Consider the following 16,740-nt stretch of genomic DNA (forward strand, 5'->3'; position numbering starts at 1 on the left):
GGAGGCGGATCGGGGCGGAGTCAGGGGAGGCGGATCGGGGTGCGGGAGCCGGGCTCGTGCCGCGCTTCGTGGCCGCCTTCGCCCGCGTACGCGTCCAGGTCCGCGTCAGCGGTCGGATCCGGCGCCGAGGCCGGGCCCGGGTCCGGACCGGGGCTGCCGGTGTGGACGAAGCGGCTCCAACGTGCCCGCATCCGGGCGCCCGCCGCTTCGATCAGCGCCGGGTCGGTGCCCGCGAGCATCGGCGCGGTGGCCCAGTCCTCCGGCGCGCCGAACAGCAGCGGCAGTTCGAGGCAGTGGCAGGCCCCGAAGGGCGCGCCGGGCGCGAGCGGGTCCAGGAGGTAGCGGTAGGTGCGGGCGCCGGAGGCGGCGAGCAGGTCGGCCAGGCGCCAGGTCGGCGCGTCGAACACCCGCTGCTGCACGGCCCGTTCGAAGCGGTCGGCCAGCGCGTCCCCGGCCGCGGGCAGACGGCGCACGCGGGAGAGGACGGGGTGGTGGCGCCCGTAGAAGGCCCGGGCCTCGTCGCGGGTGGTGCCGATGAGGACGTCGAGGCGTCCGGTCCGGGCGCGGCGGATCAGGTTCTCGTGCCAGGCGATCCGGGGCGGCAGCGGGCCCACCCCGGCGACCGGCAGGAACGGCGGCGCCGAGTTCAGGCCCAGGCGGCCCGCGAGGCGCCGGGCCGTGCGGGCCTGCGCGGCGAGGACCGCGGGGAGCGGCGCGCCGCGCGCGTCGACGTGCGGCCCCGCGGGCGCGTCCTCGTCCGGGGCGGGGGTTGAGGGCAGGCCCCGGTCGGGCCCCCGGCTCGTCCTCGCGGTCGGCTGGCGGCGGCCCCGGTGCGTTCCCGGGGCCAGCGGGCGGCGGTCCGGGCCCAGCTCCGCGGCCAGCTCGCGCAGGAACAGCGCGCCGACCCGTTCTGCGGCGCCCGGCGGCGCGAAGTCCAGGCCGAGGGGCGCGCTCTGGAGGATCACGCGCTCGACGCCCTGGCCCGCGCCCGGGATGCCGAGGAGCGCGGCGATCGAGTGGGCACCGGCGGACTGCCCGGCGACGGTGACGCGCTCCGGGTCCCCGCCGAACGCCGCGATGTTGTCCCGTACCCACTCAAGCCCGGCGATCTGGTCCCTGAGCCCGAGGTTGCCGTCGCAGACGCCGGGGGCGCGCAGATAGCCGAGCGCGCCGAGCCGGTAGCCGACGGACACGACGACGAGGTCCCCCTCGGCGCTCAGCCGCTCGGCGTCGTAGAGGTTCCACTCGCCGCTCCCGGAGAGGTACGCGCCGCCGTGCAGCCACACCAGGACGGGGCGCGGGCGCGCCGGGCCGGGCCGCGGTGTGGTGACGGTGAGCCGCAGGCAGTCCTCGGACTGCGGGACGGGCGCTGGGGCGCCCATCACCCCCTCCAGGCGGGACGGCGTCTGCGGCGCGGCGGGCCCAGGGCTGACGGCGTCGAGGACGCCCTGGTGCGGTGCGGGCCGACGGGGCGGCTCGAACCGGTCGGCCTCGGCGTACCGGATGCCGTGGAAGACGTACGTACGCCCGTGCCGCGCGCCCCGCCACGCACCGGCCGGGGCGGTCACTACGGTCATGACTTCCCCCTTCCCAACGCAAGTCGACTTGCGATACGGGGACCGTAGCCCTCGGTGTCCGCCGAACGCAAGTGGACTTGCGTTATCTGCGATACTCGGACCATGACGACTCCAGCCGGTGCCTCACCCTCCTCGTCGCCCGACCCCCGGGAGCCTTCGGCGCCGGGCGGGACGGGTGCGGAGCCCGCCCGTCCCGCCCGAGGCGTCCGCGGGGAGCGGCTGCGGGCGGCCGTGCTCGACGCGACCATCGCCCGGATCGAGTCCGAGGGCATCGACGGCACCCGGATCGCCGACATCGCGCAGGCGGCGGGAGTCCATGAGACCTCGATCTACCGCCGCTGGAAGACCCGCCCGCGCCTCCTCGTCGACGCCCTGCTCACGCACACCGCGCAGTCCGTGCCGGTGCCCGACACCGGCTCCGTGCGCCAGGACCTGATCGACTTCTTCACCAGCCTGAACCACTTCGTGTCGACCCCGGCCGGGGCCGCGTTCGTCCGTGGCACGGTGGTCTCCGACACGGATCCCGAAGTCGCCGACGCGCGGCGGGAGTTCTGGACCCGGCGGATGGGGCAGGCGACCGTCGTCCTGGAGCGCGGCAAGGAGCGCGGCGAGGTCACCCCGGACACCGACTCGGAGCTGGTCCTGTTCACCCTCGGCGGGCTGCTGAACATCCACGTCGCCCACATCGGCTCCCGCGTGCCCGACACGAGGGTCGTCGCGGCGGTGGACCTGGTGGTGAACGGGCTCAGGCCGCGCGAGTGAGGCCCGGCGGAGGGCGGCACCCGGGTCGGGGGCGCTTCCGGTCGGCGACCCTCCCGGTCTGCGGGCGCTCCCCGGCCCGGCGCCAGCCGCCTCGCCGTCAGCGCGCCGCCGTCAGCGCGCCGCCCTCAACGCACCACCCTCAGCGCCCGCCCCGGCGCCCCGCCGCTACCGCGCCCCCTCCAGCGCCCGCAGCGCCAGCGCCCACCCCAGCCGGGCCTCCCCGGACTCCGCGGACCAGCCGGTGAGTTCGCTGATCCGCCCGATGCGGCCGCGCACCGTGTTGCGGTGGCAGTAGAGCCGCCCGGCGGTGCGGTGGGCCGAGCAGCCCTCGTCGAGCCAGACGCGCAGCGTGTCAAGGAGCACCTGCCGCTCGGATCCGCAGCGCAGGACCCCGCCGAGATAGCGCCGTACCGTGCGCTCCGCCAGCTCCGGGTCGACGCCGAGCAGCGCGTGGACCAGCCGGTCGTCGAGCGCCGCGACCGCGCCGCTGCCCGCGGGAAGCGTCGCGAGGGCGCGCCCGGCGAGCCGCAGCGCCTGGTCGGCCAGCGGCAGTTCCTCGAAGGTCGGCGAGATGCCCGACGTGCAGCGCACCACTCCGCGCAGCACCTCCGCCAGCTCCGCGGGCTCCGCGGAGCCGAGGCGCACGAGCCCGGCGAGGACCTCGGCACGCGGCCGCCAGAACGACCACAGCCCGGCCGCCTCGAGCACCGGCCCCGGATCGGCGGGCGACGCCGGGTCCTGGGCGATGACCACCACGGCGTACCGGTCGCGCAGGGGCACCCCGAGAGCGGCGGCCGCCGCACCGGCCACGGCCGGGTCACCGCCCCGCCCGTCCAGCAGCGCCTCGAAGAGGGCGCCGCGCCGGGAGTCCTCGCGGTGGTGCAGCTCCACGGTGGTGAGCCGGTAGGAGTCGGCCATCACGGACGAGAACCGGTCGACGGTCTCCCACACGGCGCCCGCGATGTCCCCGAGCATCCGCTGCTGCGCGGGCGGCCGGTCACGCATCCGGTCCGCCACCGCCTGCCAGATCACCCGGCCGCCGCGGCGGAACGCCCGCAGCACGGTGGCCAGCGGCACGCCCTGCTCGGCGCGCAGCCGCCCGGTCTCGGTGGCGGCGTCGTCGATGTGGCGTCCGCTGGAGGGCAGTTCGCCGAGGTCGTTGAGGGCGAGTTCCACATTGCGGCGGCAGGCGCTCCACAGGTCGCCGGGGGCGACCGGGCCGCTGGAGGCGTACAGCGGGCTGTGCACGCGGATGTCGGCCACCAGGTCGTCGGTGAGCCGGTCGATGTCCACGAGCAGGGCCGTCGCCAGCTCCCGGCGCAGTGCCCGCTCCGCTTCGTTCATGACGGAAGATTAGGCTTCTGCACCGTCCGCGCGAAAGGCGCGGTGCCACTGCCCAGGTCGACGGCGCGAGCGTTGTGCGTCCGCACATGGCGGCCCGGTCGGCCGGTGACGGATTCTGACCGTACCGCCACCCCCGTACGAAGGAGACGTCGTGCAGCTCAGCGTCGCCACCCTGCTTGCCGACTCGGCCCGCCGCCACCCCGACCGCACCGCGGTCATCGAGGGGGAGCTGCGCCTCACCTACGCCGAGCTGTGGCAGGACGCCCTGCGCTTCGCCGCCTCCTTGCGCGAGCGCGGGATCGGGCCCGGCGACCGGGTCGCGCTGCTGCTGCCGAACACGGCGGAATTCCCCCGCGCCTACTACGGGGTGCTCGCCGTGGGCGCGAGCGTGGTGCCGGTGCACGCGCTGCTCGTGGCCGACGAAGTGGCGTACGTGCTGCGGCACAGCGGCGCCAAGGCGCTCGTCAGCGGGGAGCGCTGCGGCCCGTCGCCGAAGAGGCGGCGCACGCGACCGGCATCCCGGTCGTCGAGGTCGGCACGGACCGGGAACCCCTTCCGTACGCGGTCGAGCGCACCGCGACGGACACCGCCGCCGTCCTCTACACCAGCGGCACCACGGGGCGGCCGAAGGGCGCCCTGCTTACCCACCTCAACCTGGTCATGAACGCCACCGTCTGCGCGGGTGACCTGCTCTCCCTGACGCCCGAGGACACCGTGCTCGGCTGTCTGCCGCTGTTCCACACCTATGGGCAGAGCTGCGCGATGAACGCCACCCTGCGGGCGGGGGCCACCCTCGTGCTGCTGCCGCGCTTCTCCGGCCCCGCGGCCCTGGACGCCATGGTCCGCGAGCAGGTCACCGTGTTCATGGGCGTGCCGACCATGTACCACGCCCTCACGGAGGCCGCCGCGGCCGACGACCGCCGCCCGGCGGCGCTGCGGGTGGCCGTCTCCGGCGGCGCGGCGCTGCCCGTCGCCCTCCTCGAACGCTTCGAAGCGGCGTACGACACCGTGGTCCTGGAGGGCTACGGACTGACCGAGACCTCCCCGGTGGCCACGTTCAACCAGCACAGCACGGGCCGCCGCCCCGGCACGGTCGGCCACCCCGTGTGGGGTGTCGAGGCCGCGGTCGCCGACCCCGAGCAGGAGCGGCGCATCGAGCTGCTGCCGGACGGCGAGGTCGGCGAGGTGGTGATCCGCGGGCACAACGTCTTCGCCGGGTACCTCGACGACCCCGAGGCGACCGCCGCCGTCCTGGTCGACGGCTGGTTCCGCACCGGCGACCTCGGCGTGCGCGACGAGGACGGCTTCCTGAGCATCGTCGACCGCAAGAAGGACCTCATCATCCGCGGCGGCTACAACGTCTATCCGCGTGAGGTCGAGGAGGTCCTCGCCCGCCACCCCGCCATCGCCACGGTCGCCGTCATCGGGCTGCCCGACGCGGCCCGCGGCGAGGAGGTGTGCGCCGCGGTGGTGCTGCGCGAGGGCGCCGCCGACACCACCGAGGAGGACCTGGTGGCCTGGGGCCGGGAGCACCTGGGGCGGCACAAGTACCCCCGGATCGTCCGCGTCCTGCCCGATCTGCCGCTGGGCCCCAGCGGCAAGGTCCTCAAGCGGGCGCTGCGGGAGTCCTGGGCGTGACGGTGGTCGTCACCGCTCAGGGCAGGGTCCGGGGGGTGCGGGAGGAACACGCCACGGTCTTCCGCGGCATCCCCTACGCCGCCGCCCCCTTCGGCCCGCGCCGCTTCGACGTCCCGCGGCCCCCCGAGCCCTGGGAGGGGGTCCGTGACGCCACGGCCTTCGGCCCCACCGCGCCCAAGCACCCCTACCGGCCGCCGCTGAGCGAACTGCTGCCCGACCCGGACGCCCCCGGCGACGACTGCCTCAACCTGAACGTGTGGACCCCGGATCCGGCGGGCGGACCGTACCCGGTCATGGTGTGGATCCACGGCGGTTCCTTCTGCCACGGCTCGAACCGCGCCCCGGTGTACGACGGCACCGCCTTCGCCCGCGACGGCGTGGTCCTGGTGTCCGTCAACTACCGCCTCGGCGTGGAGGGCTTCGCCGTGCTGCCCGACGCCCCGGCCAACCTGGGGCTGCGGGATCAGATCGCGGCCCTTGAGTGGGTGCGCGACAACATCCACGCCTTCGGCGGGGACCCGGGCAGCGTCACCGTCTTCGGCGAGTCGGCCGGTGCCGTCAGCGTCGCGGCCCTGCTGACGGCGCCGCGCGCGGCCGGGCTGTGCCGACGGGCGGTGCTGCAGAGCGGGGCGCCCACGGCGATGCCGCCGGACCGGGCGGGGCGCGCCACTCGGGCGATCGCGGACCGCCTGGGCGTCCCGGCCACCGCCGCGGCGCTGCGGACGGTGCCGGTCCCGCGGCTGCTGGACGCCCAGCGGCAGGTGCTCGACGGCGGGAACCCGATCACCGGCGGCCCCGGCTTCCACTTGGCCGTCGACGGGGACGTGCTGCCCGAACACCCCGCCGCCGCCCTGGCCGACGGCGCGTCGGCGGACGTGGACCTGCTGATGGGCACGACCACCGAGGAGTACCGGCTGTGGTTCGTGCCCGGCGGACTGACCGAGCGCGTCAGCCCGCTCGCCCTGCGCCTGGCGATGCTCAAGAAGCGCGTCCCGCGGTCCGCTGCCCGCACCTACCGCCGTCACCGCCCGGGTGCGACCCCCGGCGAGATCCTCGGCGCCCTCGCCACGGACCTGCTGCTGCGCGTCCCGCAGAACCGGCTGGCCGACGCGCGCCGCCCGGGCCGCACCTTCCTGTACGAGTTCGCCTGGCCGACCCCCGTGCAGGGCCTGGGCGCCTGCCACGCGCTCGAACTCGGCTTCGTCTTCGACACCCTGCGCTCTGCCGACGTGCGCGCGCTCACCGGCCCGGACGCCCCGCAGGCCCTCGCCGACGCCGTGCACGCCGCCTGGGTGGAATTCGCCAAGACCGGGAGCCCGGGCTGGGAGGCCTGGAGCGCCGCCCGCCCGGTCATGACGTACGACGCCACCGGCGGGCGTCTGGTGCACGCCCCGCGTGAGGCCGAGCGGCGGCTTTGGGACAGTCACGCCTGACGGCTCGTCTGGCCCTGGTTGTGCTCAGGGGTGTGGGGCCACCATCGGGGTATGGCGACGGGTTACGTGTACCACGAGCTGTACGGGTGGCACGACACGGGAACGCAGGCGGCCCTGGTGCCCGCCGACCCCCGGCGGGGGATCCAGCCGATGCGGCACTACGAGCACGGCGACACCAAGCGCAGGGCGCACGAACTGGTGGTGGCCAGCGGTGTGATCGACCGCCTGACCCGGCTCGCCCCGCGCAGGGCCACCGACGAGGAGGTCCTGCGGGTGCACACCCCCGGCTACCTGCGGCGGCTGACCGCCCTCGACGACACCGGCGGGAACGTCGGCGGCGGCACGCCCGTGGGCGTGGGGTTCCTGGACATCGCGCGGCTGGCGGCGGGCGGCACGATCCGCGCCGTGGAGGCGGTCGTCGCGGGGGAGGTCGACAACGCCTACGCCCTGGTGCGCCCGCCGGGCCACCACGCGGTGCCGGACGCCGGGATGGGCTTCTGCGTCCTTGCCAACCTGGCCCTGGCGATCCGGGCCGTGCGGCAGTCGAGCGACGTGGGGCGGATCGCCGTCGTGGACATCGACGCACACCACGGCAACCGCACCCAGGCGGTGTTCTGGGAGGACCCCTCGGTGCTGAAGATATCGCTGCACCAGGACCAGGTGTTCCCACGGAACTCGGGCTTCCTCACCGAGCGCGGCGCCGGAGCGGGCTTCGGCTACACCCTGAACCTGCCCCTGCCGCCCGGCACCGGCAAGGGCGGCTACCGGGAGGCGATGCACCGCGTCGTCCTCCCCGCGCTGCGCCGCTACCGGCCCGACCTGATCCTGGTCGCGGCGGGCTTCGACGCCAGCGCCCTGGACCCGCTGGCCCGGCTGATGCTCACTCCCGCCGGGTACCGGGAGATCGCCGCGCTGCTGGCGGACGCGGCGGGCGACCTGTGCGGCGGCCGGATCGTCTACGCGCACGAAGGCGGGTACGCGGCGGCCTACGTGCCGTTCTGCGTCCTCGCGGTCATCGAGGTGCTGGCGGGTGTGACTGCGCCGTGGACGGACCCCTTCAGCTTTGACGCACTGGGCCAGCAGGAACTCCAGCCGCACCAGGAGACGGTGATCAAGGCGGCGGCGAAGCTGGTGGACGACATCTGCTGACGGCGGTCCGCCGACCGCCGCGGTTGAGCCCGTGCGGGGGAGACCCGCAGGGGCCCGTCAGGGGATCGCCGCCTCGACGTCGGCGAGGTGCGCGGCGAGGATCTCCTCGAACGCGGCCGCACGGTCCGCCCCTAGGGGGCGGATCTCGCGCGCGAAGTGGGACAGGGCGGGGAACCGCTCGGGGTCGGCGCCCAGCACGGCGACCCGGAACTGCTCCAGGCCCTGCTCGAACTCCTGGGCGCTGATGGAGCTGACCCCGCCGTCGGAGGCGATCAGCGCGGCGAGCAGGACCACCATCCGGTGGTACCGCACCGGGACCTGGTCGTCGGGCAGCCCCGACGACCGCAGGGCCTGGAGGACCTCCTCCATCACCAGCCGGGAACCGGCGCCGCCGGAGGCGTACCGCCCCCAGACCGCGGCGAGTTGGGGCTGCTGCCCGAAGGCGTCGCGCAGGCGCAGCGCCACGGTGGTGATGCGCTGCTTCCAGTCGCCCTCGGGGCGGTAGCCCTCCATGGCGGACAGCAGGACCCGGTCGGCGACCGCGCGCACCAGCTCGGTCTTGTTGCGGAAATGCCGGTAGAGGCTGGAGGAGTCGGTGCCAAGCGCCGCGGCGAGCTTGCGCACGCTGAACGCGTCGGCGTCGCCCGCGCGCAGCAGCTCCGCCGCCGCGTCCAGGATCTCCTCGGTCGACCAGCGCCTTCTGCCTGCCATCTCGCCCCTTTCGTCGGGCTCAGCATAACTCATGCACTTGCCGTTGCACGCAGTGCGTGCATAATCAGTGCGTCGAATGCGCCCCGCGTCGAGCAGGTCGAGTTCGCCCCCCCACGTCGAGTAGTTCGCCCCCCTTATCGAGTTCGCCCCCCATCGAGTTCGCCCCCATGAGGAAGGACGTACGAGGACATGAACGGGACCACGGCCATGGCGCGGCCTCCGGAGCCGGACTGGCAGGCGATCACCCCCGAAGGGCTGTGCGCCTACCGCGATGCCGAGAACCGCTTCCGGGCCTCCGCCGCCGCGCGGACCCTCCTGGGCGAGCCGGACCCCGGCGCGACGATCGGCTGGCAGAGCGTGGCCCTGCCGGGCCGCGAGCTCCCGGTCCGCGTGTACCGCCCGGCCCCCGCACGCGACGGCGGCGACGGTGCCGCCCCGACCGCGCTGCCCCTGATCCTCCACGTCCATGGAGGCGGGGTCGTCGGCACGGCGGCGCAGTGCGACTGGGCCACCAGCCACCTGGCCGCCCGGCTGCCCGCCGTCGTCGTCTCGGTCGACCACCGCCTCGTCGACCACCGCACCCCGCTGTCGGACGCCGCCGACGACGGCTGGGACGCCCTCCGGCACGTGGTGCGCCATGCCGCGCAGTGGGGTGTCGACCCGGCGCGCACGGCCGTGTTCGGCGAGAGCTGTGGCGCGCTGATCAGCGCCCTCAGCGCGATCCGGGCCAAGGAGACCGGACTTGAGCTGGCGGCGCAGGTGCTCGTCAACCCCGTCGTCGACGTGACCGGGACGATGTTCGACCACCCGTCGATGACCGCGTACGCGTACAGCCCCACCCGTGCCGCGCCCCTGCTGCGCCTGCTCCAACGGCTCGGCATGCCAGCGGGAGCCGACGCCCGCGCGGTCTCACCGCTGTACGCCGACGACCTGAGCGGCCTGGCCCCGGCACTCGTGGTGGTGCCGACCCGGGACGCGGTGGCCGACCACGGCCGCCGTTACGCCGAGCGGCTGCGGGCGGCCGGAACACCGACCCGACTGACCGAGTATCCCGGTGCGCGGCACGCGTTCCTCACCCTGCCGGGCGTGGAGCGGCAGGCGGAGGCCGCGCGGACGGAGATCCTCGGCTTCCTCCGGGCCGCCCTCACCGCATGAGGGCGGCCGCGCTTCCCCGGCAGCGCTTCCCGACCGCGCTCAGCGGCTGGCCAGCGGCTTCCCGTACTTGTGCGCCGTGGTGAGGTCGGGGAGGCCGAGGGTGCGGGGCGAGAAGGCCGCCGAGCCGTTGGCCGAGCCCTTGGGCAGCAGCCACACCGCGCCCAGGGAGGCGTTCTCGCCGGGCGATCCGACCGTGACGTCCGGCACGCGGTCGCCGTCGTAGTCACCCGTGGCGACCGCCGCGCCGAACGCGTCGCCCGCTTCGGCCACCCCCGGGACGCCCGCCGTGTCCTGGTTCCAGGCGACGGACGAGGCAGTGCCCTCCGCGTCGAGCAGCCCCTTGGCCCCGCCGCGCAGCAGCCACGCGGCACCCGCCCCGGCCCCGCTGCCGATGGCCTCGCCGGGCGCGCCCGCGATGAGGTCGTCGCGGCCGTCCCGGTCGACGTCGGCGACGGCCAGGGCGGCGCCGAAGCGGTCCCCGTCCTCCGCCACGCCCGGCACGCCCGCCGTGTCCTGGTGGAGGGTCTGGGCGCGGGTGCCGAAGGAGCCGCCCGTGGGGCTGCCGTAGTGGACGTGGACGCCGCCGCCCTTGGCGAGCGGCTCGGGGCCGCACGGGTCGTCGATGTTCTCGTCGGCGATCTCACGGCACTCGCCGAGCGCCAGGTCGTCGTGCCCGTCGCCGTCGAAGTCCCCGGCTGCCAGGGCGCTCACACCGGCGTTGTCGGTGTTCCAGAAGTTGGCCGTCTCGGACCGCTCGGCGTCCCACTTCCACAGGCGCACATGGGACTGGGTGGAGGGGCGGCCCGCGGTCCAGTAGGCCACGGCCAGGTCCGCCCGGCCGTCGCTGTCGAAGTCGCCGGTGGCGAGGACGGGGCGCGCCCGCCCATGGGGGCGGCCACGACGGTGGTGACCATGCTGTCCTCGCCCACGATGACCCGCGCGACGACCTTGTCCCGGCCGCCGATCACGATCGCCTTGTCGCTGTCACCGGTCATCTTCGCCGCCGCGACCGACATGCCGTACGCGGCCGACGGCGACGGCCCGGTCAGCACCGAGGACGCCGGTCCCGGCCCGTTCCTGGAGCCGCCCACGGCGATGACCATGCCCGCGTCCGCGCCGCGGTCGGTGACGTCCTCGCCGGGGACGCCGACGAGCAGTTCCGCGATGCCGTCGCCGTTCAGGTCCGTCAGCGCCACGGACGCGCCGAAGCGGTCGCCCGCCTCGGGGGAGCCGGGAACCTCGGGCGTGGCCTGGGTGACACGGATGCCGCCGTGCGCGCCGACACCCCTCGGGCCGCCCCAGACGACGTTCACATAACCGGCCTTGGCCCGGCCGCCCACGGTCCCGTCCGGGACGCCGACGGCGAGGTCCGCGTAGCCGTCGCCGTTGAAGTCGCTCGTGGCGGGACGGGGCGCGGCAGCGGCGGCGCCGGAGGGGACCACGACTCCGGCGGTGACCGCGGCGGCGACAGCGACGGCGTACGTCAGGATGCGGCGGTTGTGCGGCATGGAGGCTCCCACTCGGTCGACGGACTGCGGCTCGCCTCATGTGACCGCCGAAGGGCAGGGCTGGTTGTACGGAGTTCACCACCGGTTGGGGGCGGGTTCACGCCGGGTGGGCGGGCGTCGCCCCGACCGTCCGGTGCACCACGGTCGGGGCGGCGCCCGCCGCTAGCTCAACGGGTGCATCTGATGGCGGCGTTGGCCCCGTAGTAGCCGGGCGCGAGCCGGTAGGAGTCGGCGAAGAGCAGCACGCACTGCTCGTTGAGGTATCCGCTGATGAGCGCGGAGCGGCGGGCCGAGTTCTCGGCTTCCCGCTTGGCTTCCTTGGGGCTGTTCTCGTACGCGGTACCGGTGAACGTCTGCGTCTCCTGCGCGCTGACGTCGGCGTGCGCGACGCTCGGCGTGAGCGCGGCGAGACCGGCGAGGACGAGAGCGGCACCGCTTCGGGCGAGCATCGAGGCCATGGTGGTGTTCCCTTCCATAAGGTGGATCTTCATGGGGCGGACCGCCAGTGGACGGACCGCCGTTGGTTGGACCGCCATCGGACGGGCCGTCAGCGAACGGGCCGTCGTCGGCTGGACCGTCATCGGTCTGACCGCCATCGGACGGACCGCCGTCGGGCGGGCACGCCGTCCGGCGGACAGGGTGTGCGTCAGCGCTGGCAGAACAGACTGGCGACCGCGGCGTACACGCCACCGCCCACCGACTTCACGTCGGTGGCGCGGACGTGGCACTGGCTCGCCTGCCAGCCCGACGACTGGGCGACGGCATAGGCCGCGCGGACCGCGCCGTCCACCGCCTGGGACGGCGATCCGCCGCTCGCACTGCCGGTGAACGTCCGGACCTCGGTCAGCGCCCCCTCCCGAGCCGAGGCCGAGCCGCCTCCGGCCGGGGCCGCCTGAGCGGACGTGACGCCTGCGACGAGGCAGGCCGAAGCGGCGAGCGCCACGGCGGCGCATCGCAGCGGCAACGCGGACGAACGGGCCACAGGAACTCCTCAGTAGCTGTTGAGCGGCTGTCGCGACGGCAGCCATGGCCGTCTGCCCCGGCTGGTGCGACGGGTCTCCGTGCACATGCCAGTCTCCTCGCCACCCCACCCGTCACACAAAGCCCTTTGATGCACATCGAAATCGGACATTCCGCAGCTCCAGGCGGCGCACTTCAGCCACAGGAGCCCCGGCGGCCTCACCGGTGGGCACCACCCCGGGCTAGCGTGAGCGTGCGGCCCGGCCGACGACGGCCCGTCCGCGCCGCTGCCGGGCGCACACCCCCTCCCGCCGAGCGCCTGGAGACACGACGTGCTACGCCTCCACCTCTCCGCCGAGGACCTGACCCGCGTACGCGTCGCGGACGCACCCGACCCCCTCGCCGAGACGGTCCTGAGCCTGCCCCTGGTCCAGGCCGGACGCCCCGACCACGCGGCGACCGAGGCCCTGTCCGGCTGGCGCGAGCGCACCCGCCGCGCGCTGCGGCCCGAGATGAGGCTCCTGTTCGACCTGGCCCCCGCGGGCATCGGCGAGTACCTGCCCGAGGTGTTCACCCACGCCACCACCCCCCACCTCGCCGACAGCCTCGACCACACCTGGTCCCTGCCGAGCCGTCAGTGGGCCGCCGACTGGGCGGCCACCCGGCTGCTGCGGCCCGACGCGCCGCGCTGGGTCCACGCGCTGCACCACGGGGACCGCACATGGGCGGCGCTCGTGCGCGAACGCCTCGGCGCCTACCACGCCCTGGCCGTGGCACCCTACTGGCCGCAGCTCCTGGCGGCCGCCCACAACGACCGCGCCCAGCGGGCCCTGACCGCCATCGACACGGGTGTCGAAGGGCTCCTCGGCACCCTGCACGCCGAGATCACCTGGGACCGGGGCACCCTGAGCGTGCCCTGCGACGTGGACACCGACCTCGAACTGCGCGGTCGCGGGCTGCTGTTGGTGCCGACCTTCTTCTGTCCCAGACCCCTGGTGCTCGTCGACAACGCCGAGCCCGAACGCCCCTTCGTCCTGCGCTACCCGCTCGCGCCCTCCTTCCTCGACTACGCCTCCGTGGTGACCAGCGGAACGGACACGGCCGCCGACGGGCTCACCGCCCTCCTCGGCGCCACCCGGGCCCGCGTCCTCGCGGCGGCACAGCGACCGGCAGGCACGGCCGAACTGGCCCGCCGCACCGGCACCTCCGCCGCCACCGCAAGCCACCACACCTCGGCCCTGCGCGCCGCCGGGCTGCTCACCACCCACCGGGAGGGCTCCGGCGTACGCCACGCCCTGACCCACCTCGGCCGCGCCCTCCTCAACACGGGCGTACCGCCCACCGGCACCGGAAACCCCGGACGGCCGCCCGGAGCACCCACGGAGCGCACGCCCTCCGCGCACCCCTAAGCGCCCCGCTGCGGCAGGAGACTGACCCGTCACCGCGCGTTTCTTCCTCGAAACTCTCAGTTCCATACGGGGCGAGAGGTACGGAGGGAACGGGATGCGTGGGCGGGACGTCCGGACACGACGCGGGCTGTGGGTCGGCGTCGGCTGTGCCGCGCTGGTCGTGCTTGCCGTCACGCTGCGCCGGGTCGGCGGCGCGCCCGGCGCGCAAGCGCAGTACGACGGGCCCGCGTTCGTCGTGTCCGTGGTCGGCGTCCTGGTGTCCGTCGCGGCCCTGCTCGTGGACGTCCTGCGGCGCACGGACCCGCCCCCGGAACCCGGCGCCGTGCTGCGCCGGACCGCCGACGCGCTCGCCGACGCGGTGCGGGCCCAGTGGGCGCAGGAGGCGCGGCTGCGGCGGCTGCAGGACCCGAGGCCGCTGAACGTCCGCTGGACGTGGGCCGACAGGCTGCTCGCGGACGACGCGCGGAACATCCGGCGCGGGCACCCGGTGCCGCGGCCCCGGCCCGGAGACGACTGCCTCGCGTCGATCGCCACGGCCTTCGAAGAGGTGCCGTCCAGGCGCGTGGTCGTGCTGGGCAGCCCCGGTTCGGGCAAGAGCGTGCTCGCCGTGTGCTGCACGCTCGACCTGCTGGGCAGGCGCGCCCCCGGCACGGCGGTGCCCGTGATCTTCCCGCTGGCGGCCTGGGACCCGGGCACCACCACGCTGCGCGCCTGGCTCGTCGAACGGCTCGTGGCGGAGTACCGCCCGCTGGCGGCCACCACCGACGGCACCGTACTGGCCCGGGCGCTCCTCGACGCCGGGCTGATCGCGCCCGTCCTGGACGGCTTCGACGAACTGCCCCCGGCGCTGTACGGCGCCGCGATGCGCCGCCTCAACGCCGAGCTGGACGACGGCATGCCGGTCCTCGTCACCTCGCGGACCGAGGCCTGGCGCACCACGGTCGAGACCAGCGACGTGCTCACCGGCGCGGAGGTCCTCGAACTGCTGCCGCTGGAGTTCGCCGAGGCGGCCTCCTACCTGGAGCGCACCGCGCGTCCGGTGCGCGGCCCCGATGGCCGCCGTACGACGGTGTGGACGCCGGTGCTCGACTCCCTGCGGGAGGGCTCGCGCACCCCGGCGGGCGACGCGCTCCGGGAGACCCTCACCAACCCGCTCATGGTGGCCCTGGCCCGCACGGTGTACGGCGACGTGTCCCGCGACCCCCGCGAACTCCTCGGTGACCCCCGTTTCGAGACGACGGCCGGGATCGAGGCGCACCTCCTGGACGCGTTCGTACCCGCCGCGTTCGGCGACACGGGCAGCGACCCGAGGTGGCGCGCCGCGGACGCCAGGCGCTGGCTGGCCTGGCTCGCCCGCGAGTTGGAGCGGCGGGGGACCAAGCGGCTCGCCTGGTGGGAGCTGTACCTCTGCGTGCCGCGGGCGCTGCGGCTGGCGGCGCCCGCCCTGCTCGCGCAGGCCCTCACGTTCGCCCTGGCCCTCCCGATCCTGCTCTCCAGCGTCGGCGGCGACGTCTTCGTCTCCGACGACAGGCCGTCACTGGCGGCCAACCTGGTCGGCAACCTGATCGGCTTCGCCGGTGGCCTCGCCCTGCTCCTTCCCGCGTCGGCGGCACGGCGAGAGGGCCGCACGGCACTGCCCCGGCAGCTCGCGGTCTGCATGGCCACGGGCGCCGTGGCCAGCGTCGGTTACGCGCTCACCGGAGGGTCGGTGCAGTTCGGGCTGCAGTTCGGCACGGTCACCGACGGCTGGGCGGCCGAGCTGTTCGGCGGCGCGGTCTTCGGCGTGCTGATCGCCCTCTACTTCGGGGTCGCGGGACTCGCCCGCCACGCGGTGCCGCTCGGGCTGCCCTGGGCGGGCAGCCCCGCCGGTCGGCTCGCGGCCCAGGCGGGCAGCGGTGTCCTCGCCCTGGCGGGGCTGGTGATCGTCCAGCCGTGGCTGTTCGGGCACGACCTCGGTACGTGGCCGACGGTGGCCGGTGCCCTGTGCTTCGCCGCGGCCCTGTGCCTGTGGGCGGCAGCGGGGCGGAAGGGCGCGCGGACGGCGGTGTCCCCCGCCGGTGAGGGCCGGATCGCCCGGCGCTTCGTGACGGGGCTGCTGCACGGCTGGGCCGTGTGCCTGCTCGTCGGAGTGGCGGCGGGCGCCACGGTGGGCGCCGTCGGCTGCGCGTTCTCCGCGGTGGAGACCTCACGGGCGCCCGACCTGGACGGCAGGCGGCTCGGTACGTGGTCGCACCGGGAGACACCCGACGGCGTGCGCACCGCCGAGTCCGCGACGGAGGTCGTCGGCGTCCTGGTCTACCCGCACGGGGGCGCCAGGCCCACCGCCTACCCGCACGGCAGCCGTCCGCCGAGCTGCGACCTCGCGTGCGCGCCGTTCGCCACCCGGGTGACCTTCCGCGTCGCCCAGGGCGACCTGCGCCTCCTCGTCGACGGCCATGCCGCGGCCAACGCGGTGAACATGCTGCCGGAGCTGCCCGAGCAGTCCCGGGCCTGGCTCGCTCAGAGCGCCGCCCGGCACCCGTTCGACCGGTTCCTGCTCCCCGGCGCCATGGGCGGGGTCCTGATCGCGCTGATCGGCGGCCCCGCTTCGGGCCTCTACCGCGCGCTCAGCACCCCCTCCGACCTGATCCGGGCGGCCAGTCCGCGCGTCACTCTGCGCACGGACCGCATGGCGTCGCTGTCCCGGTCCGGAGTCGTGGCCGTCATGACCGGCGGGGTGTGCGTCCTCCTGGCGCGGGCGTTCGCCGCGCGGGGCGGGCTCGACCACGTCGCGTCGCAGATGTGGGTGCCGATGGGCACCGCCGCACTCGCGCTCACCGCCTGGGGGCAACTGGCGGTCGCCCGCGCCTGGTTGGCCCTGACGGGGCGGCTGCCCTGGCGCGTCATGGGGTTCCTCGACGAGGCGCACCGCAGGGGAGTGCTGCGGCAGTCCGGCGCCCACTACGAGTTCCGCCACCTGCGCATGCAGCAGCGGCTCGCCTCGGCCGCCGAGGAGTCACGGGAGGTGCCCCGGGCCACCGCGCCCACGGCATGACGGCCCACGGCATGACGACTCAGGGCAGCCGCCCCGCGGCCCCTTGGCCCCCGCGCGACC

General features: G+C 75.3%; 13 protein-coding genes and 1 pseudogene. 7 read left to right on the forward strand and 7 right to left on the reverse strand.

The window, feature by feature from the left end:
* Window positions 1-20: 20 nt before the first annotated feature.
* Window positions 21-1,577 carry a carboxylesterase family protein gene (locus tag ACOBQU_RS38010; protein ID WP_423633884.1) on the reverse strand — a complete coding sequence of 519 codons (1,557 nt, stop codon included), beginning with the start codon at window positions 1,575-1,577 and terminating at the stop codon, window positions 21-23.
* 102 nt (window positions 1,578-1,679) lie between these two features.
* Here ACOBQU_RS38010 and ACOBQU_RS38015 point away from each other — a divergent pair, with 102 nt between their 5' ends.
* The gene (locus ACOBQU_RS38015; protein ID WP_423633886.1) at window positions 1,680-2,339 is read left to right on the forward strand and encodes a TetR/AcrR family transcriptional regulator; all 660 of its coding nucleotides are present in this window, start codon (window positions 1,680-1,682) and stop codon (window positions 2,337-2,339) included.
* A 165-nt stretch (window positions 2,340-2,504) separates the two neighbouring features.
* Here the strand turns inward: ACOBQU_RS38015 and ACOBQU_RS38020 are convergent, their stop codons facing one another.
* Complete coding sequence (locus ACOBQU_RS38020; protein WP_423633888.1) at window positions 2,505-3,683, reverse strand: PucR family transcriptional regulator; 1,179 nt, start codon at window positions 3,681-3,683, stop codon at window positions 2,505-2,507.
* Window positions 3,684-3,834: 151 nt separating this feature from the next.
* Here ACOBQU_RS38020 and ACOBQU_RS38025 point away from each other — a divergent pair.
* The 3 genes and pseudogenes from ACOBQU_RS38025 (at window position 3,835) to ACOBQU_RS38035 (ending at window position 7,903) form a co-directional block, all read left to right on the forward strand.
* Window positions 3,835-5,321, forward strand: a pseudogene (locus ACOBQU_RS38025) (long-chain-fatty-acid--CoA ligase).
* On the forward strand, window positions 5,318-6,754 hold the full coding sequence (locus tag ACOBQU_RS38030) for a carboxylesterase/lipase family protein (protein WP_423633890.1): 1,437 nt from the start codon (window positions 5,318-5,320) through the stop codon (window positions 6,752-6,754). Before ACOBQU_RS38025 ends, ACOBQU_RS38030 begins: the two are co-directional and overlap by 4 nt.
* A gap of 51 nt (window positions 6,755-6,805) precedes the next feature.
* Complete coding sequence (locus tag ACOBQU_RS38035; RefSeq protein WP_423633892.1) at window positions 6,806-7,903, forward strand: class II histone deacetylase; 1,098 nt, start codon at window positions 6,806-6,808, stop codon at window positions 7,901-7,903.
* A 57-nt stretch (window positions 7,904-7,960) separates the two neighbouring features.
* On the opposite strand, the gene ACOBQU_RS38040 is transcribed toward ACOBQU_RS38035, so the two are convergent.
* Window positions 7,961-8,614 carry a TetR/AcrR family transcriptional regulator gene (locus tag ACOBQU_RS38040; protein ID WP_423633894.1) on the reverse strand — a complete coding sequence of 218 codons (654 nt, stop codon included), beginning with the start codon at window positions 8,612-8,614 and terminating at the stop codon, window positions 7,961-7,963.
* A gap of 189 nt (window positions 8,615-8,803) precedes the next feature.
* Between ACOBQU_RS38040 and ACOBQU_RS38045 the strand changes: the two genes are divergently transcribed.
* Window positions 8,804-9,769: an alpha/beta hydrolase gene (locus ACOBQU_RS38045; RefSeq protein ID WP_423633896.1), complete on the forward strand. Its 966-nt coding sequence runs from the start codon at window positions 8,804-8,806 to the stop codon at window positions 9,767-9,769.
* A 39-nt stretch (window positions 9,770-9,808) separates the two neighbouring features.
* On the opposite strand, the gene ACOBQU_RS38050 is transcribed toward ACOBQU_RS38045, so the two are convergent.
* The 4 genes from ACOBQU_RS38050 to ACOBQU_RS38065 all read right to left on the reverse strand — a co-directional run bounded on the left by ACOBQU_RS38050 (window position 9,809) and on the right by ACOBQU_RS38065 (window position 12,259).
* Complete coding sequence (locus tag ACOBQU_RS38050) at window positions 9,809-10,591, reverse strand: FG-GAP repeat protein (protein ID WP_423633898.1); 783 nt, start codon at window positions 10,589-10,591, stop codon at window positions 9,809-9,811.
* Window positions 10,477-11,277 (reverse strand): hypothetical protein, encoded by an 801-nt coding sequence (locus ACOBQU_RS38055; RefSeq protein ID WP_423633900.1) that lies wholly within the window; start codon window positions 11,275-11,277, stop codon window positions 10,477-10,479. The genes ACOBQU_RS38050 and ACOBQU_RS38055 overlap by 115 nt, the downstream gene beginning before the upstream one ends.
* Window positions 11,278-11,444: 167 nt before the next feature.
* Complete coding sequence (locus ACOBQU_RS38060; RefSeq protein ID WP_423633901.1) at window positions 11,445-11,753, reverse strand: hypothetical protein; 309 nt, start codon at window positions 11,751-11,753, stop codon at window positions 11,445-11,447.
* A 170-nt stretch (window positions 11,754-11,923) separates the two neighbouring features.
* A complete protein-coding gene (locus ACOBQU_RS38065) occupies window positions 11,924-12,259 on the reverse strand; it encodes a hypothetical protein (RefSeq protein WP_423633903.1) in 336 nt (111 codons plus the stop codon).
* Window positions 12,260-12,569: 310 nt separating this feature from the next.
* On the opposite strand from ACOBQU_RS38065, the gene ACOBQU_RS38070 reads away from it, so the two are divergent.
* Both ACOBQU_RS38070 and ACOBQU_RS38075 read left to right on the forward strand, forming a co-directional pair.
* Window positions 12,570-13,646 carry an ArsR/SmtB family transcription factor gene (locus tag ACOBQU_RS38070; protein ID WP_423633905.1) on the forward strand — a complete coding sequence of 359 codons (1,077 nt, stop codon included), beginning with the start codon at window positions 12,570-12,572 and terminating at the stop codon, window positions 13,644-13,646.
* Between the two features lie 94 nt (window positions 13,647-13,740).
* Window positions 13,741-16,680, forward strand: a complete 2,940-nt coding sequence (locus tag ACOBQU_RS38075; RefSeq protein WP_423633907.1) for an NACHT domain-containing protein — start codon at window positions 13,741-13,743, stop codon at window positions 16,678-16,680.
* Window positions 16,681-16,740 lie beyond the last annotated feature (60 nt).

The sequence above is a fragment of the Streptomyces sp. G45 genome (genome assembly GCF_049542095.1).
GTDB lineage: Bacteria > Actinomycetota > Actinomycetes > Streptomycetales > Streptomycetaceae > Streptomyces.

Coding starts and splice junctions, on each gene's coding strand:
- ACOBQU_RS38010 (WP_423633884.1), bottom strand. CDS start 1,577: ATGACCGTAGTGACCGCCCCGGCCGGTGCGTGGCGGGGCGCGCGGCAC.
- ACOBQU_RS38015 (WP_423633886.1), top strand. CDS start 1,680: ATGACGACTCCAGCCGGTGCCTCACCCTCCTCGTCGCCCGACCCCCGG.
- ACOBQU_RS38020 (WP_423633888.1), bottom strand. CDS start 3,683: ATGAACGAAGCGGAGCGGGCACTGCGCCGGGAGCTGGCGACGGCCCTG.
- ACOBQU_RS38035 (WP_423633892.1), top strand. CDS start 6,806: ATGGCGACGGGTTACGTGTACCACGAGCTGTACGGGTGGCACGACACG.
- ACOBQU_RS38040 (WP_423633894.1), bottom strand. CDS start 8,614: ATGGCAGGCAGAAGGCGCTGGTCGACCGAGGAGATCCTGGACGCGGCG.
- ACOBQU_RS38045 (WP_423633896.1), top strand. CDS start 8,804: ATGAACGGGACCACGGCCATGGCGCGGCCTCCGGAGCCGGACTGGCAG.
- ACOBQU_RS38055 (WP_423633900.1), bottom strand. CDS start 11,277: ATGCCGCACAACCGCCGCATCCTGACGTACGCCGTCGCTGTCGCCGCC.
- ACOBQU_RS38060 (WP_423633901.1), bottom strand. CDS start 11,753: ATGGAAGGGAACACCACCATGGCCTCGATGCTCGCCCGAAGCGGTGCC.
- ACOBQU_RS38075 (WP_423633907.1), top strand. CDS start 13,741: ATGCGTGGGCGGGACGTCCGGACACGACGCGGGCTGTGGGTCGGCGTC.